Below are 26,251 nucleotides of genomic sequence, written 5' to 3' on the forward strand. Positions count from 1 at the left end.
TTCGAGGTTATCATTCTCGCCCTGGTAGAGACGAAAACCCCACAGGAGATCAGGAAGATATGCTTACTCGAGTCCTTTTGGCAAGCACACTTGCAATCGGACCCTGCATTGCCATGGCTAATGATTCGCTCCCATACAAAACGGCTGCGGAAAATGGCATCAAAACTTGCCTCACCCAGATAAGAGATGTAGGAAACTTCATCGTCAAGGGCAACGCTCATGCATCGCATGATTTTTGGAATCGCGATAATGCCAATGACAGGATGTTTTCGTCGTTCCTGGTAAAAAGCTACTCAGATGGCGACAGCCACATATCCGTGATCGTGGGCCCAGATAAGTCCGGGGCATGCTATGCGGAGTATAACGAAACTTCTTTTTGGCCAAAGTCCTGCACCGTGTTGCGGGAGGAGGTATTTTCCGGATTCAAGTTTAGCGGCGCCCTGAAAGGAACAACGACTGTACTGGAAAACCCGGAGGGCTCCGTGAATATCTACATGACCCCTCAGAATGGGGGTAACTCATGCCTGACAACAAAACGGGAAGTGATCTACTATTAACACGCCTCCAACGGCGCATAGGCCAGCACCAGCCATTTCGCGCCGTCTTCGAAGTTCACCTGCACCCGGGTGTGGTGGCCGGTGCCCTCGCAGTTCATCACGATGCCTTCGCCGAATTTCGGGTGCCGGACCCGTTGGCCCAGGCTGAAACCGGCCTGGCTGGCCGAGTCCTGGCTGAACAGGGTCTCGTTCGGACGCGCGACCATGGCCGGGCGGGTCACGGTGTTGCGCAAACGCACTTCCTGTAGGCAGTCGGCGGGAATCTCCCGGGCAAATCGGGACAGCGCGTGGAATTTTTCCTGGCCGTACAGGCGCCGGGATTCGGCGTAGGTGAGCACCAGCTTTTTCTTGGCGCGGGTGATGCCCACGTAGGCCAAGCGACGTTCTTCTTCCATGCGCCCCGGTTCCTCCAGCGACATGCTGTGCGGGAACAACCCCTCCTCGACACCGGCGATGAACACCAGGGGGAATTCCAGCCCCTTGGCCGAGTGCAGGGTCATCAGCTGAACGCTGTCCTCGTGAGCGTCGGCCTGAGCCTCACCGGCGTCCAGCGCCGCCTGGGCGATGAATTCCGCCAGCGGGTCCAGGCCGTCGTCCACCTCGAAGTCCGCCAGCGCGTTGACCAGTTCTTCCAGGTTTTCCACCCGGGCTTGCCCCTTTTCCCCTTTCTCACTGGCGTGGTATTCCTTCAGGCCGCTGGCTTCAATGGTTTCCTTCATCAGCCCCTGCAGTGACGCCTGTTCAGCCATTCCGGACAGGCGCTGGATGATGTCCATGAAGGACTGCAGGCCGGTTTTCGCCCGTCCTTTCACCTGGCCCGCCTGCAACAGCCGCTCACTTGATTCCCACAGGGAAATCCCCTGCTCGGTGGCGTATGCCCTCAGTTCCGCCAGGCTCTTGGCACCGATGCCCCGGGGCGGCACGTTCACCACCCGTTCGAACGCGGCATCGTCGCGGCGGTAGTGGACCAGGCGCAGGTACGCCAGGGCGTTGCGAATTTCCTGGCGGTCGTAGAAACGCAGACCACCGTAAACCCGATAGGGAATGCCCTGGCGGATCAGCGCCTCTTCCAGCACCCGGGACTGGGCGTTGGAACGGTATAGAATGGCCACGTCCCGGCGCAGGTTGCCCTCGCTGACCCACTCGGAAATGCTGTCGGCAATGTAGTTGGCCTCGTCCTGTTCGTTGAAGGCGGCATACAGGCTGATGGGCTCGCCCTCCGGGCCGTCGGTCCAGAGTTCCTTGCCCAGCCGGCCCTGGTTGTTGGCAATCACCGAGTTGGCGGCCTTGAGGATGGTCTTGGTGGAGCGGTAGTTCTGTTCCAGCCGCACCAACCGGGCGTTGGGGAAATCGCGCTGGTACTGCTGGATGTTTTCGATCCGGGCGCCGCGCCAGCCGTAGATGGACTGGTCGTCGTCCCCCACGACGGTCAGGGGCACCCGGTGGCTGGCCAGCACCTGCAACCAGGCGTACTGAATGGTGTTGGTGTCCTGAAATTCGTCCACCAGTATGTGCTGGAACCGCTGCTGGTAGTGCCCCAGCAGTTCGGGCCGTTGCAGCCAGAGTTCATGGGAGCGCAGCAGCAGTTCACCGAAATCCACCAGACCGCCCTGCTGGCACAGTTGTTCGTAACGGCGGTAGATTTTCAGCATGGTGCCGGTGAAGTGGTCGCCCGGTACTTCCTGGATGTGGTCGGCGCGCAGCCCTTCGTCCTTCTGGCTGTTGATGAACCACTGGGCCTGCTTGGGCGGCCACTGGCTCTCGTCGATCTGCAACTCGCGCATGACCCGCTTGACCAGCCGCAGTTGGTCGTCGCTGTCCAGTACCTGGAAGTTTTCCGGCAGCCCGGCGTCCCGCCAGTGGGCTCGCAACAGGCGGTGGGCGATACCATGGAAGGTGCCGATCCACAGCCCCCGGGCCGGAATCTGCATCATCTCCTCGATGCGATAGCGCATTTCCTTCGCGGCCTTATTGGTGAAGGTGACCGCCAGGATTGCCGTGGGCGGAACCCGGTCCACCGCCATCAGCCAGGCAATGCGATGCACCAGTACCCGCGTCTTGCCGCTGCCGGCGCCGGCCAGCACCAGCAGGTGGTCGTTCTGGGCCGTTACGGCCTCGCGCTGGGCATCATTGAGAGGGTCGATGATGTGGGAGACGTCCATAGGAAATCGTTCGCTACTGGCTAAATAAACAGGTTCGTGAGTATAACAGGAGAAACGCGGGATTGCCGGGCGGGGATGGGCACGGGGCCGCCCGGGACACAGGTCCCGGGCGGGAGGGCTGTCGGGGCTCTTCGCACCGCCCGGGGCGGGCGGTGGTGTTGCGGTCAGAAGCCCCGGGGCACGGTTTGCGGCTCGACGAACTCGAACAGGCCTTCCAACCCGCCCTCGCGGCCGATGCCGGAGGCTTTCATGCCGCCGAACGGTGCCTCCGGCGTCGGCCCGGTGCCGGTGTTCCAGCCGACATGACCGAACCGGAGCCCGGCCGCCACGCGTTGCGCCCGCTCGGCGTCGGCCGTGAATACGTAAGAAGCGAGGCCGAATTCGGTGTCGTTCCCCGCCGCGATCACCTCCTCCTCGCCACGGAACACCGCCATCGGCACCAGCGGCCCGAAGGTTTCCTCGCGGTAGCAGTCCATCGACCGGTCCACCCCCAGGACCACGGTTGGCGGGAAGAACAGGCCCTCCCCCAAGTCCTCGGGCCGGGCACCGGCAATCAGGCGGGCGCCCTTGGCCAGGGCATCCTCCAGGTGGCGCCGGACCTTGTCGAAGCCGGCACGGTTGATCAGCGGCCCGATGTCCACACCGGACTCCAGGCCGTTGCCGACGGTCAGTCCGGCCACCCGGTCGGCCAGTTTTCCGGCGAAGGCATCGGCCACCTTCTCGTGCACGAAGATGCGGTTGGCGCAGACACAGGTCTGACCACCGCCCCGGAATTTGTTCGCCACCAGGTTGTCCGCGGCGGCGTCCAGGTCGGCGTCGTCAAAGACAATGAACGGCGCGTTGCCACCCAGCTCCAGGGCCAGTTTCTTGATCTGGGGCGCGGTGTCCAGGATCAGCTGCCGGCCCACTTCGGTGGAGCCGGTGAAGCTCAACATGGGCACATCCGGATGCTCGCACAGCACCTTGCCGATCACGCTGGCCTTACCCATCACCAGGTTGACCATGCCATCGGGCAGCCCCAGGCGGTCCAGCAGGCTGAAGAAGGCAATCATGGTCAGCGGTGTTTCACTGGCCGGTTTGATCACCGACGGGCAGCCGGCCGCCAGTGCCGCCGAGAGTTTCTTGGCGATCATGCCGATGGGAAAGTTCCAGGGCACGATCAGGCCGGTCACGCCCACCGGCCGGTAGTGCACCGTCCAGCTGCAGCCCTTGGGTTTCTCCGGCAAGGTGTGGGCGTCCAGCGCCTGGATGTGCTTGGCACAGTAGTCGAAAAAGCCGGCGGCGTAGTCCACCTCGCCCTGGGCTTCCAGCCAGGGTTTGCCGTGTTCCATGCACAGGATGCGACCAATTTCCTCCCGGTGCGCCAGCAGGCTGTCCCGGATGCCTTCCAGCCACTGGCGCCGGGTGTCCAGCGGGTAGGGCTGGGTCAGCCTCAGTGCCGACTTGCCGGCTTCAATGGCCGCTTCGACGTCCTCGGCGGGCATGGACGGCACCCGGGCGATCACCTCGCCGGTGGCCGGGTTGTGGACATCGAAGGTCCGGCCTCCGGCGCTGTCCCGCCAGCGTCCGCCAATGTAGCCCGTGAGGTTTTCCAGCAGCGGTGATTCGATCATCTCGGCTCCTCATATCTGCGTTCGGCCCGGCCGCACCGGGTTGCGTCCATGAATGATGTCTTCCATAGTGGATCTTGAGTCTAAGCCTGTAAAGTCAAGGGCAGACTGGACTCACCCCGGACCCGCCGGGCTTCGGGCAAGCGAACTGAAAGGAGGCCGGACGATGAAAGCGTATTTCCACCCCTCGCAGGACCTGCACGTGCCGAAGACGTACTTCACCCGGGGGCAGATGCGCCAGCCCCAGGAAGTGCCGGCCCGCACCGGTCATCTGCTGGAAGGGCTCCGAGAGCTGGGCATGCCGGTCCTGCAGCCGGCGGACCAGGGGGCCGGACCGATTTCCCGGGTGCACGATCTGGGGTACCTGCGTTTCCTGCAGACCGCGCACCGGCGCTGGATGGAAATGGAAGACTGGGGCGACGAGGTCATGTCGAACATTTTCGTGCGCTCGCCCAATGCCCTGCGCGGGGTCTTGGCGGAGGCCGCCCGCTACCTGGCCGACGGCAGTTGCCCGGTGGGTGAACGGACCTGGGAAGCCGCCTACTGGTCGGCGCAGAGCGCCCTGGGTGCGGCCGACGCGCTGATGGCCGGCGACCGCAGCGCCTACGCGGTGTGTCGGCCGCCGGGGCACCACGCGCGCCGGGACGCCGCCGGCGGTTTCTGCTACCTGAACAACGCCGCCATCGCCGCCGAGCACCTGCGCGGCCGCTTCAACCGGATCGCCATTCTGGATACCGACATGCACCACGGACAGGGTATTCAGGAAATCTTCTACCATCGCAGTGACGTGCTGTACGTATCCATTCACGGCGACCCCACCAACTTCTACCCGGTGGTCAGCGGTTTCGAGGATGAACGCGGCGAGGGCGAGGGCGACGGGTTCAACATCAATCTACCCATGCCCCATGGCGCCAGCGAGGAGGACTTCTTCGGCCGCCTGGACGAGGCCCTGGCGGCGATCCGGCTGTTCCAGCCGGACGCCCTGGTGCTGGCACTGGGCTTCGATATCTACCGGAACGACCCCCAGGCCAAGGTGTCGGTGAGCTCGGAGGGGTTCTGCCGCCTCGGCACCCACCTGCGCCACCTGGGCCTGCCCACACTGGTGGTGCAGGAAGGCGGCTACGACCTGGACACCCTGGGCACCAACGTGCAGCAGTTCTTCCGGGGACTGGAGGGGTAAGGCCGCAGCAGGCTCAGGCGGCCGGGCTGTAGACCTTCACGTTGTCGTACCCCTCGGCCTTCAGGTGACCGGCATGCAGGCGGCTCATGGTGCCCCGGTCACAAAACAGCAGGTACTGGCGGTCCCTGGGCAGGGCCTCCATGCGCTGGTTGAGCTCGTAGAAGGGAATTTTCAGCACTTCGTTGTTGGTCAGGGTCAGCGGCTCCCGCTCTTCCTCGGCGGGGTGGCGGATGTCGATGACCACGTCGCCCACCGACGGCGTCCGTACCAGTTCGATCTCCTCCGGCGTGGAGGTGCTGTCCATCAGGGCATGCACCGGCGTTTCCACCCGCGCGGCAACGGCGTTCGCCAGAACCTGCGGATCCATGTTGGCCTCGTCCGCCTCGACCCGGTCCAGCTTGGCCCGGGTGGCCGGCTTCTGGGAAATCACGCCGCAGTACTCCGGCATGGTGCGGGCAAAGGGCTCGGTGCCGATCTGGCGCGCCAGGGCGATGATGTCCTGTTTGTCCATGGCGATCAGCGGCCGCAGCACCACCTCGCCGGTCGCCCGGTCCACCACGTTGAGGTTGGACAGGGTCTGGCTGGACACCTGCGCCACCGCGTCGCCCATCACCAGACCGGCCACGCCCAGCTCTCTGGCGATCTCACCGGCCGCCTTGAGCATCTGGCGCTTGAGCACCACGCCCCAGTGCCGGTGGTTGACCGCGCGCATGATCTCCGCCACCACGCCGTCAAAGGGCACCGAGATGAATTTCACCGAGTGGGAGGCGCCGTACCGCTGCCAGAGATAATGCGCCACCTGACGCACCCCCACTTCATGGGCGGTACCTCCCAGATTGAAGAACAGGAAGTGGCTGCGCAGGCCCCGGCGCATCATCAGGTAGGCCGCCACCGACGAGTCGTAGCCGCCGGAGATCAGCGTCATGACCGTTTCCACCGACCCCAGCGGGTAACCGCCCAGGCCCGGGTGCTTGTGCCGGCTGATGTGAAACTGGTCGCCCTTGACCTCGACCCGCACTTCCACGTCCGGATTGGTCAGGTCCACGCCCCGGGTGTCGTTGGCCCGCAGCAAGGCCGCGCCCACCGCCCGCTCCACGTCCAGGGAACGAAAATCATGCTGACCCACCCGCTTGGCCCGGACCGCCAGGGTCTTGCCATCCAGGGCGCCACGGTAGGCCTGTACCGCTTTCTCGCCCATATCCTCCAGGGACACCAGGGGGTAAACCGCCACCTCCTGGATGCTGGAGATGCCGGGGGTCCGCATCAGCGTGTCGATCACCGGCGTGTGCAGGCCGCGCCCATCCGGCACCACCACGTCGATGCGGTCCCAGCCGCCCGACACCTCGATGTCGGGGTCCAGCCGGACCAGCAGTTTGCGGATGTTCTGACGCAGCTGCCGCATTTGCTGCTGGCGAACAGGCTTGCTCTTGATGGCGACTTCCGGCGCGGGACGAATCAGCAGTTTCATAGGGATCGGAATCTTGACGGGTGGCGTATGAAGCGGAAAGCGCTTAGTGTACCGTTTTGTCGGATTGCCTCAAAATCCGGCTTGGCCGAAATCACCAGGAGTCTGCGCACTACATGACCATGACCGATACCAAGATCAACACCCTGGTCTCCCCCGAGGGCAGCCTCGAAATCCTCTCCAACCATGAAGTCAACCGTCTCAAGGACAAGAGCGAGGGCGGCCTGTACCGGCTGTTCCGGCAATGCGCCCTGGCGGTCCTCAACACCGGCGTCGAAACGGACGACTGCAAGGCACTGATGGAGGCCAACGCCGACTTCGACGTGCGCCTGGTGCCGCAGCCCCGGGGCCTGAAGCTGGAACTGATCAACGCCCCCAGCCATGCCTTCGTCGATGGCGAGATGCTGCGGGCAATCCGTGAGCACCTGTTCGCGGTCCTGCGGGACATCATCTACACCCACTCCATTCCCCAGACCATCGCCGGGTTCCGGGGCGACAACCCGGACGACATCACCAACCTGGTGTTCCACATCCTGCGCAACGCCGGCGTGCTGGAGGCGGGCCGCCAGCCGGACCTGGTGGTGTGCTGGGGCGGTCACTCCATCAGCCACGAGGAATACCAGTACAGCAAGGAAGTGGGCCATCAGCTCGGCCTGCGCGGCCTGAGCATCATCACCGGCTGCGGACCCGGTGCCATGAAGGGACCGATGAAGGGCGCCACCATCGGCCATGCCAAGCAGCGGGTGAAGAATGGCCGATACATCGGCATCACCGAGCCGGCCATCATCGGCGCCGAAGCCCCCAACCCGATCGTCAATGAGCTGGTGATCATGCCCGACATCGAGAAGCGTCTGGAGGCCTTTGTCCGCTGCGGTCACGGCGTGATCGTGTTCCCGGGCGGCGTCGGCACCGCCGAGGAAATCCTGTACCTGCTGGGCATCCTGCTGCACCCGGACAACAGCGACCTGCCCTTCCCGGTGGTGTTCACCGGCCAGAAGGAAAACGCCGAATACTTCGAAATGATCGACCGTTTCATCCGCAACGCCCTGGGCGACGAAGCGGCGAGTCGCTACGAGATCATCATCGACGATCCGGTGCGCGTCGCCCAGACCATGAAGCGGGGGGTCAAGGAGGTGGAAACCTTCCGCCGGGCCATGCAGGACGCTTACTACTTCAACTGGATGCTGAAGATCGACCCGGTGTTCCAGTTCCCGTTCGAGCCCACACACGCCAACATGCGCTCACTGGAACTGCATCGGGACCAGCCGGTGCACATGGTCGCGGCCAACCTGCGCAAGGCGTTCAGCGGCATTGTCGCCGGCAACGTGAAGGAACAGGGGATTCGCCAGATTCAGGAGAAAGGGCCGTTCGAGATCGCCGGTGACCCGACGCTGATCCGCCCCCTGGAGGCGATGCTGGAGCAATTCGTGGCCCAGAACCGGATGAAACTGCCGGGCGCCACGGCCTACCAGCCGTGCTATCGCATCATCAGTGGAGCGGCCTGAAACGGCCGCTCCACCATGGACCGCGCGCTTCAGCCCCCAGCCGGCAGGCTGGAGAAGTAGGCGGCGAGGTTGGCGATGTCGGTATCGCTCAGGGCCGCAGCCTGGCCCTGCATGATCACCGCCTGGCCACCGGTGCGTTCCTTGTTCTTGTAGGCCTTGAGGGCCATCACCAGGTATTGTTCGTTCTGGCCCGCCAGGTTCGGGTAGGTGGGAATCTGGGCCTTGCCATTCTGGCCGTGACAGGCAGCGCACACGGCGGCCTTGGCCTGACCGGCGGCGGCATCAGCGGCGCTGGCGACCGCCGGCAGAGCGGCAGCGACGGACATCAAACCTGCAACGGCAACGTGTTTCAGTTTCATAGGGCTTTCCCTCTCATCTCAATCAGTCTGACTTGCTTATAAGAATCCGTGAGCCACTTATAGCACAGTGACTGCCAGGCTCAAATGCGACAGATCAACCCACCGACTTTCGACATTGGTCCTCTTTACCGGCACCGGCCATTGGTGGGACAGTACACAGAAGTCCCTTGCCCAGATGACCACAGCGAGCCGGAGGCGCAGCGCATGTCCGTAGAGGTCCAGGAAATCCCCTGTCGCGAAGGCCACCTTGGCCTGCTCACGCTGAACGCGCCCGACACCCTGAATGCCCTCACCGAACCGATGGTGGAACAGGCCCAGGCGGCCCTGGACCGCTGGGCGACCGACCGCCGCATCTGCCTGGTGCTGCTGCAGGGGGCCGGCGACCGCGCCTTTTGCGCCGGCGGCAACATCCGCCAGCTCTATCAGGGCCTGGCCTGCGGTGACACCGACGCCGCCGCCCGCTTTTTCACCCGGGAATACCGGCTCGACTACAGCCTGCACCGCTACCCCAAGCCGGTGCTGGGCATCGGCCATGGCATCGTCATGGGGGGTGGCCTGGGATTGCTGTCCGCCTGCCGCTACCGGCTGATCACGCCCGATGTCACCCTGGCCATGCCGGAAATCGCCATCGGCCTGTTTCCGGACGTCGGCGCCAGCTGGTTTCTCAACCGGCTGCCCGGTCGCCTGGGGCTGTTCATGGGCCTGACCGGCGCCCGCCTGAACGTTTCCGACGCCCTGCGGGTCGGACTGGCCGACCTGGCGTTGCTGCCGGAGGATCGCCCGGCCCTGCTCGACGCCCTGCGGGAGCAGCGTTGGACCGGCGACGCGGCGGCCGACGACAACCGTCTGTTCCGGCTGCTGAACCAGATGCACGCCCCGGACTACCGGGCCCTGCCCGACAGCCACCTGGAGCGGCACGAACAAGCGATTGCCCGGCTCAGCGCCGGTACCGAACTGCCGGAGATCGTCGAACACCTGCTGGCCTCGGCGCCGGACAGCGACTGGTGGCAGGATTGCATCGATACCCTGCGGGCCGGCTGTCCGGTCACCGCCTGGCTGGTCTGGAGCCAGCTGAAGAAGGCCCAGCAGATGTCACTGAAGGCTATTTTCCGGATGGAACTGGCCATGGCCCTGACCTGCTGCCGGCGCCCGGACCTGCCGGAAGGCATCCGCGCCCGGCTCATCGACCGGGACCAAACGCCCGTCTGGTCCTATGCTTCCGTGGCGGAGGTACCGACCGAGGTGGTGGCGGCCCATTTCGTCCCGGAATGGGACGACCAGACCGATCCCATGCGGCTGCAGGACCTGGGCTAGTCCCGGGCGCCGGCCTGGATCAACAACATGTCCAGATCCGGATAGCCGAGGGCGCGGGCCCGTTGCAGGGCGGTGCCGCCGTCCGCCGCCCGAAAGTGAACGTCGGCGCCGGCGGCCAGCAGCATTTCCGCCATCAGCAAGTCCCCCTGGCCGACGATTTTCATCAGCAGGGATTCGCCGCCCGGCTGCACGTTGACGTTGGCCCCCGCCGACACCAGCGTTTTCACCACCGATACCTGCCCCTGCTCCGCCGCCCGTACCACCGGCGTATACCCGGCCCGGTCCCGGGCGTTGACATCCGCCCCGGCCGACAACAGCAGCTGTACCAGGCGCAGGCGTCCCGCCGCCGACGCGGCCATCAGGGGCGTTTCGCCATTGGCCGAGGCCAGGTCCGGGTCCGCTCCCTGCGTCAGCAGATACCAGGCCACCCGGTCCCGTCCGGCCCGGACAGCGGCCATCAGCGGCGTCCCCCGTTCCGTCAGGGCGTTCAGAGGGTGGCCGGACTCGGCCAGGCCACGCACCCGTTCCAGATCGCCGGAGGCGGCGGCCGCCATCAGCGGCGTGCCGGCTTCGGTGGCGGTGGTGCGGGCCAGATTACTGGGCGTCCGGGCGGCGACACAGGCGGACAACAGGACAAGCAGTGAAACAACAACAAACGGTGAACGGGCAGCGCCGTATCCCTGGGCCATGATCGGGTCTCTGAGTCTGGTTATTCTTGAAATCGGGTGCGTGCTCGGGGCCTATTCTGGGCGGCGACCGGCCGGAATTAAATCGAGCCGGTCACAACTCCGGCGCCTGCGCCAGCAGGGCGCGGACCACCGACCGCAGCCGCGCCTCGCCCTGGCGCTGGCCCAGGCACAGCCCGTCCTGCCGCAGCGCCTGCCAGTCCCGCCCCCGGAGCACCGCCGCCACCCACAATGGCAGTTCACCCTGGTCCCGGACTCGGGCCAGTACCCCAGGGCACCGGGACAGCGCCCGCAGCACCGGCCAGCACAGATCGTAGCCCCGGTGGCCATGGGCAAAGCCCTGCAAATCCCGCTGATCGAGTGGCTCCAGCTGGCCGTCCGCCGGCAGATCCTCAAGCACGGAGACCAGCAGCTCCGGCGCCATCGCCTGCCAGTGCCGCAGCAGCAGATCCGGCCAGTGCCGGACCAGACGCTGGCGCAGTGTGGCCACCAGCGACTGGCCGGGGGCGTTCAGCCCCGTCGCCATCTGCAGGGGGTACTCGCCGCTGGTGGCTTCCCGCTGCACGCCGATCCTCACCACGGCTAGGCCGCAGGACTGCCAGAAACGCAGCAGTTCGGGCGTGGCCCCGAAACTGGTACCCAGCACCGCCAACCCTGCCCGGGCGCTCCAGTCCCGGGCCGCCCGCACCAGCCGCTGACCGATGCCCTGGCGGCGAGCCCCGGCCGCCACCGCGATCCGCACCACCCGCAGCATCCGCCCGCGGGCCGCCTCCGCCAGGCCGCCATGGCAGGCCAGCGACTGCGCCAGCAGGTGCCCCCGCAGCCGCCGCCGGCCCTGTGCCACCGCCTCGGCCAGCGGCGCCGGCAAGCCGCCTTCCCGTGCCGCCCAGAGCAGGCCGACAATCCGGCCCTGGACGCGGGCGCACCAGGTCTGCGCCGCCGGATCGTCCAGCCACTGGCGCAGATCCGCCGGCGTGGTGCGGTAGTGAGCGTCCACCAGCAAGCCGAAGGCCTCCGCCAGCTCCGCCTCCGGTGCCCCGGCCGGCGACCAGGGTTCCACGGTCACCCCACCCTCCGAACCGGCCGGTCCGGTCGCCTCCGAACCGCTGGCCGACAGCAGGAACAACCGGTCGATCAGCGGTTCCAGGGGGTCGGAGCCGGCCCAGCGCACCGGCTGGCTCAGGCTCAGCGCCTGCCAATGCGGCGTCTCCGTCTCCAGCGTCGCCCGGAAGCGGATCGCAAAGCCCCGGCCCGAGCCCTCGTATCCGTGCACGGTGGAGCAGAAGGCGACCCGGGGCCAGCCCAGCAGCAGCGCCCGCAGGCGGTCCGGGGGAATCGCCGCGGCTTCGTCCACCAGCAGCACTTCCGCCGGCGGCCGTAGGGCCAGCAGTTCCGGCACCGGCTGGTAGCGGATTTCCGCACCGGCGGCGGTGACCAGCCGGTCCGGCCCGACCTCGGCCAAGTCCCCGGTCAGCGCCGTCTCGGCGTGTCGCATCAGAGTGGCAATACTGTCCGGCGACGGTCCGGTGACCAGGATCCGCGAGCGGCCCCGCCGAAGCAGTTGTGCCGCCGCCAGGCCCAGAGCGGCGGACTTGCCCCGGCCCCGGTCCGCGGTCACCACCACCGGCCGGCGGCGGCGACCGAGACCGAAGCGGACCAGCGCTGTCACCAGCCGTGCCTGATCCTCGGTAGCGGCGACCCGAAACGGTGTCTCCGGCTCCGCCAGCACCGGCAGCGCCAGGGGCACCCGGGTGGGGCAGACCACCCGGATCAGCGAGTCGGAGGCCCGGAGCAGCGCAGCCATGCGGGCGGCGAACGGGTGCCGGTCGGCCCCGTCCAGGCCGGTCCGCGCGTAATCGGGGTCGTCGAAGGTCGGCCACTGGGCCAGCGGCGGCATCAGCCAGAACAACAGGCCACCGGCACGCAGGGTGCCGGCCAGCGCGGCCAGCGCATCCGGCGGATTGCCGTGCCAACCGTCCCAGACCAACAGGTCCAGCTCCCGGCCCAGCCAGTCCCGGGCCCGCGCCGGCGCCACCGGCATCAACGCCGGGTGGGGCCGGTCGTTCGCCGGCCCGGTCCACAGACCCGCCCCCCACAACGGTGTCGGCAGCTGCCGCCGTAACCACGCCAGCGCCTCCGGCCTCGGGCCCTCCACCAGCACCAGCCGGCGCTCCCCACGCCGCGCCAGCCGTTGCGCGAACGCGGACCAGTCGGTTGTGTCCGTTGTCATCGACTCCCTCCCGGCCCGGTATCCGCCCCGGCCGTTGCCCAGTACAATAGCGCCATGCCAAGCCACAGCCCATCCGCCCCATCCACGCCCCTGCCGGATTTTCTGACCGACGAGCAGCGGGCGATCATCACCGCCGGCTACGAGCACGCCGTGATCACGGCGGTGGCCGGCAGCGGCAAGACCTCCACCCTGGCGTGGCGCATCCGCTATCTGCTGGAGCAGGGACACGACCCCAACCGGATGCTGGTGCTGATGTTCAACCGCAGCGCCCGCGCCGATTTCCAGCGCAAGCTGGGGCAGGTCTGCGGCCAAACCGGGCTGGCCCTGCCGGAAATCCGCACCTACCACGCCATGGGCCTGCGATTGTACCGGCGCTTCGTGCGCGAGGGATACCTGCCGGGATTTTCCGAGCAGATCCTCACCGAGCAGGAGATCCACTATCAGGTCTGGCAGCTCACCCGTCGGCTGGCGCCGGAGGAACTCGCGGACGACATCCGCCGCAACAAGAAGGAGTACGTGGAAACCGCCAGCGGCTTCATCGACTTGGTGAAAACCACACTGTCGCCGGCAGAGGTGGTGTTCGAGTCCCTCGGCTACGCCGACCGCCACCGCTACCTGATCGACCTGTTCCACAGCTTCGAACAGTGGCGCAAGGGCGAAAGCCGGATCAGCTACGCCGACATGCTGTATGAACCGGTGATGGCGATCCACCAGAACCCGCCGCTGCAGCGGCGGGTGGGCAACAAGATGGACCTGATTCTGGTGGACGAGTATCAGGACACCAACGAGATCCAGCACCTGTTGCTGCGCTACGTCGCCGGCGACCGGGCCCGGGTCACGGTGGTCGGCGATCCGGACCAGACCATCTACGAATTCCGGGGCGCCCGGCCGGAGTTCATCCTCCGGCGCTTCAGCGAGGAGTTCGGCAACCCCCTGGAGCAGACCCTCAGCTACACCTTCCGTTACGGCCACCGAGTGGCGCTGCTGGCCAACCACCTGATCAGCCACAACCGGGGCCGCAAAGACGTGATGTGCCACGCGCACCCGTCCACCCCCGCAACCTCGGTGCAGCTGCACCGTTCGGAAACCGACGCCGGGCCGGTTCTGAAGATTCTGCGCACCCTGTCGCCGGAGGCGCTGGCCGACACCGCCATTCTGTTCCGGGTCTGGAGCCAGAGCGTTGCCATTGAGCTGAAACTGCTGGCGCGCCAGATTCCGTACCGGATCGATGCCGGCAAGGGCGCCCTGTTCAGCCGGGAAGTCGAGGCCATCATCGCGCTGTTGACGGTCGTCAGCGGCCGGCTCGCGGCGCGGCCGGAACTGGACCGGCGGGCCCTCGCCCGTCAGCTGCTGCGTTTTCCCCACGTCGGCCTCAGGGAACCGGAGCTGGACAGCCTGGCTCAGTTTCTGGCCGGCTTCACCGACGGCTGGCATGAACGGCTCCTGGCCATGGACTTCAGCGCGCTGTCCGCACCGGCCGCCCGCAAACTGCGCGCACTGGGCGACGCCCTGGCGCAACTGCGGGGTTTCCGGGGCCCGGCCGCGACCCTCCTGCGCCGTTACGCCGAGGCCACCGAGCTGTTCGAGGGTCTCCGTTCGCTGGCGCTGACCCACGAGAGCGCCGACGAGCGCATCGACACCGTCGAGGGCATCCTGAACTACCTCAAGGGCCTGGACGTGAACGGTGAGGATGCCCTGGAGCACCTGCTGGCCCTGAAGCGACAGGCCAGCGAACGCGCCGACCAGGGCGTCCTGCTGTCCACCATCCACCGCACCAAGGGCCTGGAGTGGGACACCGTGATTCTGCCCGGCCTGCAGGAAAAATACCTGCCCTACACGCCGCGTCCCCAGGACGACGCCCAGGCCTTTCTGGAAAGCGAGCGACGGCTGCTGTACGTGGCCATGACTCGGGCCCGCCACGCCCTGCACCTGATCACCCGTCCGGCCAGCCAGCGCCCGCATCTGGAGGGCGACCAGGGGCCCAGCCGGTTCCTGACCGAATGCTGTGTCGAGCTGTCCCTGGAACTGGGCGATCGGCTCCACCGGTCGCCCGGTGAACGTCCGTCCCGGCTGCACCTGGAGGCGCCGCTGACCGCCGTCGGCCAGCGCTACGCGGAGCGCGAGGGTGTCGAGGTGGCGGGCGCGCCGCAGCCGGCGGTCGACGCCAGCGCGCCGGTCTGGCACCACCCCCGCGTCAGCCATGCCATCTTCGGCCCCGGCACGGTGCTGGCCGAGGACGAGCGCTCGTTCGAGGTGCGTTTCGACCGGGGCGACACCCTCAACTTCAGCAAGAAAAGCGCCCACCTGTACTTCACCGCCCTGCCCTGACCGATTCCGGTCACCGGCGGCCAAGAGTGTGACAATGACGTAACAAAGCCCCGGCGGCCTTTGTGTTTTGCCCCCGGCTGCCTTAGATTCCCAGTAGACACGCTTTCCGTCGGTATCGACACAACACCCCAGGAACAGGAGGTTCGGCATGAACATCATGCGCCCCGTGGCGATGGCCGCCATCGCCTCGACCCTGGCCGGCCCGGCGCTGGCCGACCGTCAGGAAACCCTGTACATCAACCCCTTCGCCGCGTTCCAGCTGTTCGATGACGCCCGGGACCTGAGCGAGACCGGCACCTTCGGCGTGGGCGTCGAGTACCGGTTCATGCCGCGCTGGGCGCTGGAGGCCCTGTATTCCCGGGCCAGCGCCGACCGCAAATACGTGCCCGGCTCCTCCGACTTCGACGAAATCCGGCTCGACGGCACCTACTACTTCGCCGACCCGGACCAAGCCTGGAACCCGTACCTCTCGTTCGGGGCTGGCCACGCCAACTTCGGGGTCGACGATCCGGCGCCGAAGACCGCCGGCACCAGCCACGATGAAACCCGCGTCAACGTCGGCACCGGGGTGCGCTACAACATCTCCGACACGGTCTCCCTGCGCGGGGATCTGCGGGAATTCCACGGTGTCGATGAAAGCACCTTTGACACCCAGGTGTCGCTCGGCATCAGCGTTGCCTTCGCCCGTACCCTGGCCAGCGCCGCGCCGGCGCCCCGGCCGGTACCGGACAGCGACGGGGACGGTGTCAACGACAACCGGGACCAATGCCCGGGTACCCGTGCCGGGGCCACCGTGGACGCCACCGGCTGTGAACCGGACGCCGACGGCGACGGTGTCGCCGACGCCCGCGATGCCTGCCCGAACACGCCCCGGGGCGCCCGGGTGGACAGTCGGGGCTGCGAGCTGGACAGCGACGGTGATGGCGTGGTCGACAGCCAGGACCTGTGCCCGGACACCCAGGTGGGCGCCAAGGTGGACGACAGCGGCTGCGAGGGCGTGACCCAGACCATCCAGACCTTCGAGATCCGGGTCCAGTTCCCCACCAACAGTTCGGTGATCCGTGACGAATTTGATGCCGAGATCCGCCGGGTCGCCGACTTCCTGAAGGCCAATCCAAGCACCTTCGTGGAGATCGCCGGCCACACCGACAACCGGGGCGAGGCCCGCTACAACCAGTTCCTCTCCCAGCGGCGGGCCGAAGCCGTGGCCAACCGGCTGACCCAGGTGCTCGGCGTCAACCCCGACCGGGTCCGTGCCACCGGCTACGGCGAGGAACAGCCGATTGCCACCAACGACACCGCCGAAGGCCGTGCCGCCAACCGTCGGGTCGAGGCCCGCATCCAGGTCCGCCGTTGACATTCGGCCGCACCCACCAGAAAGGCGCCCCAGGGCGCCTTTCGTCGTTTCAGGGTGGGTCGCGCCGGGCGTCCAGCAGCAGGTTGCGGGGTGTCAACGCCCGCTCGCAGAAGGTTCCCAGCCGGACTCGGTAGCCCTGCTCTTCCAGAAACACGGCATAGTCCAGCACCAGCCACAGCTCCAGCGGACGCCGGAACAGGTGGCGCAGCAGTTCGTGCCGCCGCACTTGACGGAAACGCCGGCGCCCCACCGCCAACCAGTACGGCCAGTCCACCGCGTCCGGCAGTGGCAGCTGTTTCCGCGCCGCCGCCCAGCGGCAGAAGGCTTCGAACCCCTCCCGCATCAGCCGAGATGGGTGCGAGGGCACCGGCAGGTAGTGGTCGCAGCCCCGAAGCTGCCGCTGCAACGCATCGAACCCCAGCCGCCACTGGCTCGCCTCCGCCGTCTGGGCCCGGACCCGGGCCGGGGCGGTCACCGTTTCCTGCACCGCCAGGCGCAGCTCGTCGCGGTTCAGCGTCAGCCTGTCCGGGTTCCGCCGGATCCGTTCGGACAACGGCTGATGGCGGTCGGCGGCGGTCAGGTGGTAGCAGCAGGGAGACAGACTCAGGCGCGGCGCGGCGCCAGTGCCGGCCAAGTGCAGCAGGCGGCGGTGCAGGTCACCGCAGGCGTGCAGGGCGACACCGTGGGTGGCGTCCGGCCAGGTCAGGTCTCCGGCCATCACATCCTGGCAGCGGAGCTCGACGGCGTCACCGAACTGCCGCGCCAGCCGGTTGCCGTCCGCCACCAGTTGCGGGTTCCACTCGAATCCAGTGACTCCGGTCGGGCCGTGGCGGGCCAGGGTCCGGGCCAGGTGGCCCTTGCCGCAGCACCAGTCCAAGACACCGGTCGCCAGTGGCAACAACGCCGCGGCGAAGGCGCCGGCCTGCTGACGCTTGCGTCCAGGCATGTCGACCGCCTGCGTTTCCGGCAGGCGCACCGCCGCCAGCCGGTCCGGCGGCGGTGCCAGCGTCGGCAGCGCGATCCGTTCACCGTGGCCGGCCAGCCCCGGCAGCCAGCGACTCAGGCCGTTCGCCAGCTGTTCCGGGCGGGCATCGTAATGGTCACAGTCGGCGTCGCTCAGGGCTTCCAGCCAGGCCGCCAGTTCTGGCCACTGACGCGCCCAGCCGGGTTGGGGCTCCATGAACGGCACCGGCCGCCAGAGCGCCTCATGGGAACGCAGCCAATCGTTGAGTGCGCACCAGCGGGAGTAAAAAGACGGTGCGGGGTCGTGTAAACTCGCGTCCGGAGGAAACGACATGCAACTGGCCTTTGTACTTGTTGAACCCAAGGTTCCGGAAAACGTGGGCGCCGCCGCCCGGGCCCTGTGCACCATGGGCTTCGGCGACCTGTGGCTGGTCAACTCGGACCTGCACACCCGCCCCGAGGCCCACTGGCTGGCCCACGGCAGCCGCCACATCCTCGACAACGCGCGCATTTTCCCCGATCTGGCGACGCTGCGGAACTCCGTAGACCTGCTGATCGGCACCTCCGCCAAGCCCCGGCATCAACGCCAGCACTGGCACGGCCCGGCCGACCTGAAACAGGCGTTGGCCAACAAGGGAGCGTCGGTGGCCCGTGCGGCGCTGCTGTTTGGTCGGGAGGACCGGGGCCTGGCCAACGACGAACTGGCGCTGTGCGACCTGCTCACCGGCATTCCCATGCGGACCACCTACCCCTCCCTGAATCTGGCGCAGTCGGTGATGCTGTATGCCTGGGAACTGTCCGGGCTGCCGGCAGCCGCCGGGGACGTGTCCCCGGCCGGCGAGGATGGCCTGGCCGCCCTGCGCCAGCGTCTGGAACGGCTGCTGCCGGCGCTGGACACGCCGCGCGAGGGCAAGCTGGCACACTGGCTGTTCGAGCGGCTGCCGCTGCTGAGCCAGCGCGACATCGGCTTCGTCCACACCCTGTGCGGCAACGTCGAGCGGGCGTTGCGCCGAAAATAGCTATTCCTGGAAACGGCCGGGGCGAAAGGCGTCCAGGCACACCGCCGGCGGCTCGCCGTCGATCACCTGAGCAATGACATCGGCGCTGCCGGCGGACAGGGTCCAGCCGAAGGTGCCATGACCGGTGTTCAGGTACAGGTTGTCGCGGCCGCCACGGCCGATGATGGCGGGGCCGTCCGGGGTCATCGGCCGGAACCCGGTCCAGGTCTCCGCCGCATCCAGGTCGGCGCAGCCCGGGTAGCGGGACATGACCGACTTGCGGATGGTGGCGATGCGCGCCTCCGGGATGTCCCGGTTGAAGTCCGCCAGTTCCACGAAACCGGTGGCCCGGAGCCGGTTGCCCAGGCGGGTGGAGACGACCTTGTAGTGATCGTCGTGGATGGTGCTGGTGGGCGCGTGCTCCGGGTTGCTCAGCGGCACGGTAATGCTGTAGCCCTTGACCGGGTAGATCGGCAGGGTCAGACCAAGGGGGCGCACCAGACTGGGCGACCAGCAGCCGGCACAGACCACGAAGGCGTCCGCGGCCACCCGCTCCCGCTCGCCCTCGGGTGTGCGGATCGTCACCGCCTCCACCCGGCGCTCGTCGGCAACCAGCCGCTCCACCTCGACGTTGTAGCGGAACGTCACGCCCCGCTGCGCGGCAACGCCGGCCAGGGCCTGGGAGAACCGGTGACAGTCGCCGGTGCCATCGGTGTCGTAGCTGAGCCCGCCGTAGAGCGGGCCGTCGCCCACCATGCCGGGTTCGGCCTCGCGCACCTGCGCCGGCGTCAGCAACCGGGACGGCACGCCCACCTCCGCCAGCAGCGCCTGAATACGCCGGTATTCCTGCAACGCCTCCGGCGTGCTGGCCAGGTGCAGGACACCGCGGTGCGCCTGGTCGAAGGCCAGCTCCAGCTCCTCCTCCAGCGCCAGGAACCGGGCCCGACTGTGCATGCCCAGCCGCAGCATGGCCCGGCGATTCAGGCCGAACAGGCCCGGTGACCAAGCATAGCGCAGGGTCGCAAATAGGAAACGGACCGCCTCCACCGACGGCGGCACCCGCAGCTTCAGGGGACCGTCCCGGCGCAGCAACCAGGGCAGAGCCTTGAACACCATGGCCGGGTCCGCCCAAGGGTAGACCACGCCGTAGGAGCGTTGTGCCGCGTTGCCCTTGCTGGTTTCGTTGCCGGCCCGGTCATGGCGCTCCAGCACCGTGACCTCGTGCCCCCTCCGGTTCAGTTCAAAGGCGGTGGTGACACCGACCACGCCGCCGCCGATAACGACAATACGCATGCACGCCTCCTGATCGACTGATGCCTTGCTACCTGACCCCGTTCTTCGCCAACAGCCGCCGGTACTCCGCCAAGACTTTCCGGTCCTCGTCCGGATAGGCGGGCGCCAGCCGCTTGAGCTGTTCGGCCACCATCGCGGCGACGATCGCCCGCGTCTGCTCCTTGCGGTCGGCAGGCACCACGAACCAGGGAGCCTCCTCGGTGTGGGTCGCCGCCAGGGTCTCTTCGGCCAGGGCTTCATACTCCGCCCGGCGGACCCAGCCTTCAATATCGGATTTATCGAATTTCCAGCGCTTCCGGGGTTTGTCCAGGCGTGCCAGCAGGCGCCGCCGGTGTTCGTCCTCCGACAGGTTGAGCCAGACCTTCAGGATGGTGGTGCCCTCCTGTACCAAGTGGCGCTCGAATTCCCGGATCGACTGGTAGCGGCTGGGCCAATGGTAGGTGTCTTCCGGCCAGACCGGCCACAGACGTTCGCTGATCACCGCTTCATGGTGACTGCGGTTGAACGCCACCATATCCCCGAACCCAGGCAGGAACGGAACCACCCGCCACAGGAAGTCGTGCCGGACCTCCTGGCCCACCGGCCGGCTGAACGACCAGGCGTGGAAGCCGGCCGGATCGGTGTAGGTGGCCAGGGTCCGAATCAGGCTGTCCTTGCCGCTGGTGTCGGTGCCGTGTACCACCAGCAACAGGGCCTGACGGCGGTTGGCCCACAGCCGGCGCTGGTATTCACCGATGTCCTCCAGACTCGCCTGCAGCGGCGGCAGCCGCACCGAATCGTCCAGCAACGTGGGGTAATCCGAAAACCGGGGCCGGTTCGTAGAAAACGCCCAGGACTGGCAAAACCGTGAGATATCCATAGATGTCCTTACTCGGGAGGGTTTGGGTGAATGCGTGTGTAACCTGATAAACTCACCCCATCCACGTCCCAGAATAGCAGCCCCCACCGGCGCTGCACGGAGCCGTCAACGAACCATGAGCAAGACACGTCGCGAGATCCCGATTTTCGAGCACCCGATCATCGAGACCCACTGCCACCTGGATTACCTGAAGGACCGCCCCCTGGCGGAGACCCTGGCGGAAAGCCGCCGCGTCAACATCGAGCGGATCATCACCATCGCCGTGGCCCCGGACAACCTGGCGGCCGTCCGCACCCTGTGCCAAGCGGCGCCCTGGGTCTACGGCACCCAGGGCATCCACCCCCACGAGGCCGAGCACTACACCGACGCGGTGGAACGGGAGATCCGCGAGCATGTTCCGAACCCGGACATCGTGGCGGTCGGGGAGATCGGCCTGGACTACTACTACGATCACGCCGACCGGGACGTGCAGCGCCAGGTGTTCCGGCGTCAGCTGCAGATCGCCTGCGACGCCGGCCTGCCGGTGGTGATTCACAGCCGGGAGGCGGACGAGGACACCATCGCTATACTGAAAGAATTCGAGCACAGCCTGACCCGGCGCGGCGTCATTCACAGTTTCACCTCCGGCCCCGGGCTGGCCCGTTATGCGCTCGACCAGGGCTGGTGCCTGGGCTTCAACGGCATCACCACGTTCAACAAGGCGGAGAATGTCCGGGACATTGTGCGCATGACGCCCATTGAGCAGATCCTGCTGGAAACCGACGCGCCCTTCCTTACCCCGGTACCCTACCGGGGTAAGGAGAACGCGCCCTTCTACCTGCCGTTCGTGGCGGAGAAGATCGCGGAAGTGAAGGGGCTGGCGCTGGAACAGGTGGTGCGTCAGACCTACCTCAACAGCCTGAGAACCTTCTTCCGGGAACCATGATCAAGCGCATCCCCATCTCGGCCCTGAAGGTCGGCATGTACATCACCGACCTGAACAACGACTGGATTCCCCACAACAGCCAGCGCAAACGGGGATTTATCCGCCGGGAGGAGACGGTCGAGACCATCCGCCGGATGGGGGTGACATTCGTTTACATCGATACCGACCGTGGCCTGGACAGTGAGGACTCGGAGACCGCCGAGGCGGTGGACCGGGCCAATGAGGCGGCACTGCAGCGGGTTGGCGAGGAAACGCCGGCGCTGCAGGCCCGGGTGGCCCTGGCGGACGAACTGGAAATCGCCGAACGCATCCATGCCGAGGCCCAGGGCCTGGTGGGCAGTTTCCTGAACCACGTCAAAATCGGCAGCGCCCTGGACGTGGCCCCCATCCACCGGCTGGCGGACGAGCTCCAGCAGTCGGTGCTGCGCAACCCCAACGCCCTGAGCTGTCTCGGCCGCATCCGCGAGAAGGACAACTACCTGCTGGAGCACTCGGTCAACCTGAGTGTGCTCATGTCGCTGTTCGGCAACCACCGCAAGCTGCCGGCGGACGTGCTGCACCAGACCGTCGTCGGTGCCCTGCTGCACGATCTGGGCAAGATTCTGACGCCGGACGACATCCTGCACAAGCCCGGGCGCCTGACCCCCGAGGAGTTCGAGGTGATGAAGCTGCACGCCCGCCACTCCCGCGACATCCTGGCGGCCACCGACGGCATCGGCGAGATCACGGTGATCACCGCCGCCCAGCACCATGAAAAGCTCGACGGCAGCGGCTATCCGGAGGGTCTGAAGGGCGAGGAAATTTCCGAATACGGCCGCATGGTGGCGATTACCGATGTCTACGACGCCATCACCGCCGATCGCGTCTACCACAAGGGGATGACCCCAACCCAGGGGCTGAAGAAGCTGCTGGAGTGGAGCGGCGACCACCTGGACCCTGTGCTGGTCAAGGAGTTCATCCGCTGCGTGGGACTGTACCCGGTCGGCTCACTGGTGCTGCTGGAGAGCGGCCGGCTTGCCGTGGTGATCGAGAGCAACGAGCAGGACCAGCGCCTGCCGGTGGTGCGTATCATGTACCACACCCGGTTCCGGATGCCAGTTCCCGTGGAGACCCTCGATCTGTCGCGCCCCGGGTGCCACGACCGCATCATCCGGGCGGTGGACCCGGACGACTACCGGATCGATATCCGCAAGTTCATGACCTGAACCGGCGGCCTTATCCGTCCGCCAGCCCCTGGAACCGGCAGCAGCGGTTCCGCCCCTCCTGCTTGGCCCGGTACATGGCCTGATCCGCCTGGCGCAGCAGCTGATCTCCGTCCAGTTCCTCGCCCTGGGGGTACAGGGTGTAACCGATGCTGGCCGACACCTCCACCGTGTGGTTGGCCACCCAGACCGGCTCCGACACCACCCGCAGCATCCGTTCCAGCAGCCCGTGCAGCCGTTCCGGATGCTCCACGTTGACCACCTGGGCCGCGAATTCGTCACCGCCCAGCCGGGCCAGGGTATCCTCCTCGCGCAGCTCCGAACGCATGCGACGGGCCAGTTCCTTCAGCAGCTCGTCTCCCGCCTCGTGACCGAAGGCGTCGTTGACCGGCTTGAACTCATCCAGATCGATGTAGATCACCGCCAGCTGGTAGCCCTGGCGCCGGGCCTGGGCCATGTTCTGCTGCAGCCGGTCGGCAAACAGAACTCGGTTGGGCAGCCCGGTCAGGGCATCGAAATGCGCCAGGGTCAGCAGCTTCTGTTCCTGGGCCTTGAGCCGGGTAATGTCCGCGAACACACCCACGAAATGGCGGATACGACCCCGATCGTCCGGCACCCCGCTGAGGGTCAGGGCGAGGATGCGACTGTCCCCCTTCCGGTGCCGGCAGCTGAACTCACCGGACCAGAAGCCCTGAGCCCGGGCCGAGGTGAACACGCCCGCGCCCTCCTCCAACGGCAGCGGCGGCAGCTGCCCGACCGCCTCCTGCCGGGAGCGGCCCGTGATCTCCACGTAGGCGTCGTTGACATCAATCACGTTGCCGTAGCGGTCGGTGATAAAGATCGCCTCCCGGGCGTGCTCGAATACGCTGGCCGCCATCCGTTGCCGCTGCTCGGCCTCCTTGCGCCCGGTGATGTCGTACCAGGCGCAGAGCACGTACGGTTCCGGCTCGCCCCGTTCATGAATCGGCGCCAGGGTCATCTCCACCCAGACATCAGAACCGTCCAGGCGCCGGAACAGCCACTCGCCCCGCGCCACCTCCCCGGCGACCACCCGAGCCAGCAACGCCCCGGTATCCCGGCCCTCCGCCGACTCGCCGTCCCGGGGCAGAAACGCCGCCAGCGGCTGACCCAGCAGGGAACCCTCCCCCTCTGCCCGCAGCAGCTCGACCGCGGCACGGTTGCAATCCACGAACCGATCATCCCGCAGCACCAGCATGGGCTGCGGCCAGCTCTGCACCAGCCGCCGCAACCGCCGTTGCGCCAGCGACAACTCGCGCCGCTTCTTGCCCAGCCACAGGGTGGCCACGACCAGCATCAGCACCAGGGTGGCCACGGTGAGCAGCCAGGGCCGGTACTGCTGAAACACGTCGACCCAGGACACCAGCGGCACTTCGTCGTACGGCGCAATCCGCAGGCTCCGGGCCAGGTGCTCCACCGACTGGTAGTCGGCCGGCGGCGCGAAGCCGGCAATCCGGGCCGCCCGGGCCGCCGGGTGGTCCGGCTCCAGGGCGAACAGGGCCGAGGCGACCCGGCGCACCACCTCGCTGCGGACATGGGGCAGCGCCGCCAGGGGCCATTCCGGGTAAAGTCGGGTGGAGGCGATGTAGGGAAAGCCCGGCAGATTCTGGCGGTTCAGGACCCGGATCCGGGCCAGCAGGGCGCCGTTGTCCTCGGCCAGCTGTTCCAGAATGCCGGTGCGGATAAAGCCCGCGTCCGCGTCCCCGGACAGCACCGCCTTCAACACCCGGTCATGGCTGCCCACCAGCTTCAGGTGCGTTTGCCGGAACAGGTCGACACCGGCATCCCGGAGCTCCAGCGCCGGTGCCTGGAAGCCCCCCAGGAAATGGAACCCCGGGGTGGCGATGGTCTGGCCCGCCAGGTCCTTCAGGCTGGACAGGTCCGAGCGGTCGGCGGCGCTGAAGATCACCCCGCCGACGCTCTCGGTGGCCACCCCGCTCCGCTCCCGCACCAGGGTGGCCAGCACACCGGTCAGGCTGCGTTCGCTGCGGATCAGCAGGAAGTGGCTGGGGTTGGTGAGGAAAAAATCCAGCTGGTTGGCCGCCAGCGCCCGGTTCATGTCGTCCTGGCCCATCACCCGCAACAACACCGGCTGGCCTACCTTGTCCGCAAGGTAGTCGGCCAGGGGCTGGTAGCGTTCGCGAATGACGTGATCGGGGCGGTACGCGAAGACCCCGAAACGCAGCGCCGGATCTGACATGGCCTGCGCCGGCCAAGGCAGCAGCAGGGAGATCAGCAGGAGCAGGAGCGGGGCCAGACGCGGTCGAGGAGTCATGACAGGCGCCTCGGCAGGAAGGCGGGGTTGCACAGGCGGTCCTCGCCCAAGGGGGCGGGCAGCAGCCCTTCCCGGGTCAGCATCCGCGACAGGTGGCGGGCCACGGTCTCGATCCGTCCGTTCGGCGCCAGGTAGCGGTGGTTGCTGGACAGGTCCGGCAGCATGACGCAGGCCAATGCCGCCTGGACGTCCTCGGGGCGGATGTTCTGGCGGGCGGCGACCCGGTACACCGCATCGTGGCGATTCCTGACCAGATGCTGCTGTCCGCGGAAATACGCCAGCACCAGATCCGTCACCAGCGCCGGGTCCTGCTCCGCTCGACGCCGCGTGACCACCAGCACGTCGAAGATGGTTTCCGGAATCTGGCGGCTGTCGAACAGACGCACGCCCCCGGCATCCTCCAGCAGCGAGGCTACCGGCTCGTAGCAGACCGAGGCCGCCACCCGCCCCTGCTGCCAGGCCTCCAGATGCCGGTCCACCGGCAGATCCACCACGGTCAGCCGGTCCCGGGGGATGCCGGAGCGCTCCAGCAGGCTGAGAAACAGCACACCGGAGGCGCCGTTCATCTCCACCGCAACCCGCCGGCCCACCAGCTGTTCGACGCTGCCGATCTCCGGCCGGGCCACCAGCACATCGGCGCCCGCGGACACATCGGTGACCGCCACCACATACAACTCGGTTCCCCGGGTGTGCACCCGAATGGCTTCGTCCAGGGTCAGCGCGGCGCCATCCAGGGCCCCCGAGGCCAAACCCGCCATCGAGTCGCCCGCCGAGCGGCCCCGGACCAGCTGCAGGGGCGCGGGCAACCAGCCGAATTCCTCCGCCAGGTACAGGGGTTCATAGCCGATCCAGGGATGAATGCCGAACTTCAATGGCCGGGCCCGGCCACACCCGGTGCCCGTCATGGCAGCCACACCGGCGGCCACGCACATTCCCAAAAACCGGCGACGCTGCATCTAGGACTT

General features: G+C 67.2%; 20 protein-coding genes. 9 read left to right on the plus strand and 11 right to left on the minus strand.

The annotated features are described in order from the left end of the window. Window positions 1-59 precede the first annotated feature (59 nt). A complete protein-coding gene (locus BTO32_RS12945) occupies window positions 60-557 on the plus strand; it encodes a hypothetical protein (RefSeq protein ID WP_076725027.1) in 498 nt (165 codons plus the stop codon). On the opposite strand, the gene uvrD is transcribed toward BTO32_RS12945, so the two are convergent. Beyond that, entirely contained in the window at window positions 554-2,719 is a 2,166-nt protein-coding gene (uvrD, locus tag BTO32_RS12950; RefSeq protein WP_076725028.1) for a DNA helicase II, read from the minus strand. The genes BTO32_RS12945 and uvrD overlap by 4 nt on opposite strands. A 164-nt stretch (window positions 2,720-2,883) precedes the next feature. Further along, a complete protein-coding gene (locus BTO32_RS12955) occupies window positions 2,884-4,332 on the minus strand; it encodes an NAD-dependent succinate-semialdehyde dehydrogenase (RefSeq protein WP_076725029.1) in 1,449 nt (482 codons plus the stop codon). Window positions 4,333-4,495: 163 nt separating this feature from the next. Here BTO32_RS12955 and BTO32_RS12960 point away from each other — a divergent pair, with 163 nt between their 5' ends. Continuing rightward, window positions 4,496-5,509 (plus strand): histone deacetylase family protein, encoded by a 1,014-nt coding sequence (locus tag BTO32_RS12960; RefSeq protein ID WP_076725030.1) that lies wholly within the window; start codon window positions 4,496-4,498, stop codon window positions 5,507-5,509. Window positions 5,510-5,522: 13 nt separating this feature from the next. Here BTO32_RS12960 and thiI read toward each other — a convergent pair whose 3' ends face one another. After that, window positions 5,523-6,977: a tRNA uracil 4-sulfurtransferase ThiI gene (gene thiI, locus BTO32_RS12965; protein ID WP_076725031.1), complete on the minus strand. Its 1,455-nt coding sequence runs from the start codon at window positions 6,975-6,977 to the stop codon at window positions 5,523-5,525. Window positions 6,978-7,096: 119 nt separating this feature from the next. Between thiI and ppnN the strand changes: the two genes are divergently transcribed. Further along, window positions 7,097-8,479 carry a nucleotide 5'-monophosphate nucleosidase PpnN gene (gene ppnN / locus BTO32_RS12970; RefSeq protein ID WP_076725111.1) on the plus strand — a complete coding sequence of 461 codons (1,383 nt, stop codon included), beginning with the start codon at window positions 7,097-7,099 and terminating at the stop codon, window positions 8,477-8,479. Between the two features lie 29 nt (window positions 8,480-8,508). Here ppnN and BTO32_RS12975 read toward each other — a convergent pair whose 3' ends face one another. Next, window positions 8,509-8,838: a c-type cytochrome gene (locus BTO32_RS12975; protein WP_076725032.1), complete on the minus strand. Its 330-nt coding sequence runs from the start codon at window positions 8,836-8,838 to the stop codon at window positions 8,509-8,511. Window positions 8,839-9,042: 204 nt separating this feature from the next. Between BTO32_RS12975 and BTO32_RS12980 the strand changes: the two genes are divergently transcribed. Beyond that, the gene (locus tag BTO32_RS12980) at window positions 9,043-10,152 is read left to right on the plus strand and encodes an enoyl-CoA hydratase/isomerase family protein (RefSeq protein WP_076725033.1); all 1,110 of its coding nucleotides are present in this window, start codon (window positions 9,043-9,045) and stop codon (window positions 10,150-10,152) included. Here BTO32_RS12980 and BTO32_RS12985 read toward each other — a convergent pair. Together BTO32_RS12985 and BTO32_RS12990 are read right to left on the minus strand one after the other, a co-directional pair. After that, window positions 10,149-10,841, minus strand: a complete 693-nt coding sequence (locus tag BTO32_RS12985; RefSeq protein ID WP_076725034.1) for an ankyrin repeat domain-containing protein — start codon at window positions 10,839-10,841, stop codon at window positions 10,149-10,151. The genes BTO32_RS12980 and BTO32_RS12985 overlap by 4 nt on opposite strands. Window positions 10,842-10,932: 91 nt before the next feature. Next, window positions 10,933-13,068 (minus strand): tRNA(Met) cytidine acetyltransferase TmcA, encoded by a 2,136-nt coding sequence (locus tag BTO32_RS12990; RefSeq protein ID WP_076725035.1) that lies wholly within the window; start codon window positions 13,066-13,068, stop codon window positions 10,933-10,935. 54 nt (window positions 13,069-13,122) lie between these two features. Here BTO32_RS12990 and BTO32_RS12995 point away from each other — a divergent pair, with 54 nt between their 5' ends. Next, on the plus strand, window positions 13,123-15,396 hold the full coding sequence (locus tag BTO32_RS12995; protein ID WP_076725036.1) for an ATP-dependent helicase: 2,274 nt from the start codon (window positions 13,123-13,125) through the stop codon (window positions 15,394-15,396). Between the two features lie 148 nt (window positions 15,397-15,544). Continuing rightward, window positions 15,545-16,753, plus strand: a complete 1,209-nt coding sequence (locus BTO32_RS13000) for an OmpA family protein (RefSeq protein ID WP_076725037.1) — start codon at window positions 15,545-15,547, stop codon at window positions 16,751-16,753. Window positions 16,754-16,802: 49 nt separating this feature from the next. Here BTO32_RS13000 and BTO32_RS13005 read toward each other — a convergent pair whose 3' ends face one another. Next, a complete protein-coding gene (locus BTO32_RS13005; protein WP_342742310.1) occupies window positions 16,803-17,933 on the minus strand; it encodes a methyltransferase in 1,131 nt (376 codons plus the stop codon). A gap of 115 nt (window positions 17,934-18,048) precedes the next feature. Between BTO32_RS13005 and BTO32_RS13010 the strand changes: the two genes are divergently transcribed. Beyond that, a complete protein-coding gene (locus BTO32_RS13010; protein ID WP_076725039.1) occupies window positions 18,049-18,735 on the plus strand; it encodes a tRNA/rRNA methyltransferase in 687 nt (228 codons plus the stop codon). Here the strand turns inward: BTO32_RS13010 and BTO32_RS13015 are convergent, their stop codons facing one another. Further along, entirely contained in the window at window positions 18,736-20,007 is a 1,272-nt protein-coding gene (locus tag BTO32_RS13015; RefSeq protein WP_076725040.1) for a D-amino acid dehydrogenase, read from the minus strand. Between the two features lie 28 nt (window positions 20,008-20,035). Further along, complete coding sequence (locus BTO32_RS13020) at window positions 20,036-20,866, minus strand: polyphosphate kinase 2 family protein (RefSeq protein WP_076725041.1); 831 nt, start codon at window positions 20,864-20,866, stop codon at window positions 20,036-20,038. Between the two features lie 115 nt (window positions 20,867-20,981). Between BTO32_RS13020 and BTO32_RS13025 the strand changes: the two genes are divergently transcribed. Both BTO32_RS13025 and BTO32_RS13030 read left to right on the plus strand, forming a co-directional pair. Then, on the plus strand, window positions 20,982-21,791 hold the full coding sequence (locus tag BTO32_RS13025; protein WP_076725042.1) for a TatD family hydrolase: 810 nt from the start codon (window positions 20,982-20,984) through the stop codon (window positions 21,789-21,791). Then, window positions 21,788-22,996: an HD-GYP domain-containing protein gene (locus BTO32_RS13030; RefSeq protein ID WP_076725043.1), complete on the plus strand. Its 1,209-nt coding sequence runs from the start codon at window positions 21,788-21,790 to the stop codon at window positions 22,994-22,996. The genes BTO32_RS13025 and BTO32_RS13030 overlap by 4 nt, the downstream gene beginning before the upstream one ends. 10 nt (window positions 22,997-23,006) lie before the next feature. On the opposite strand, the gene BTO32_RS13035 is transcribed toward BTO32_RS13030, so the two are convergent. Next, complete coding sequence (locus BTO32_RS13035; RefSeq protein WP_076725044.1) at window positions 23,007-25,286, minus strand: diguanylate cyclase domain-containing protein; 2,280 nt, start codon at window positions 25,284-25,286, stop codon at window positions 23,007-23,009. Next, window positions 25,283-26,242: an ABC transporter substrate-binding protein gene (locus BTO32_RS13040; RefSeq protein ID WP_076725045.1), complete on the minus strand. Its 960-nt coding sequence runs from the start codon at window positions 26,240-26,242 to the stop codon at window positions 25,283-25,285. The genes BTO32_RS13035 and BTO32_RS13040 overlap by 4 nt, the downstream gene beginning before the upstream one ends. Between the last annotated feature and the right edge of the window lie 9 nt (window positions 26,243-26,251).

The sequence above is a fragment of the Marinobacter lutaoensis genome, assembly GCF_001981305.1.
GTDB classification, from domain to species: domain Bacteria; phylum Pseudomonadota; class Gammaproteobacteria; order Pseudomonadales; family Oleiphilaceae; genus Marinobacter; species Marinobacter lutaoensis.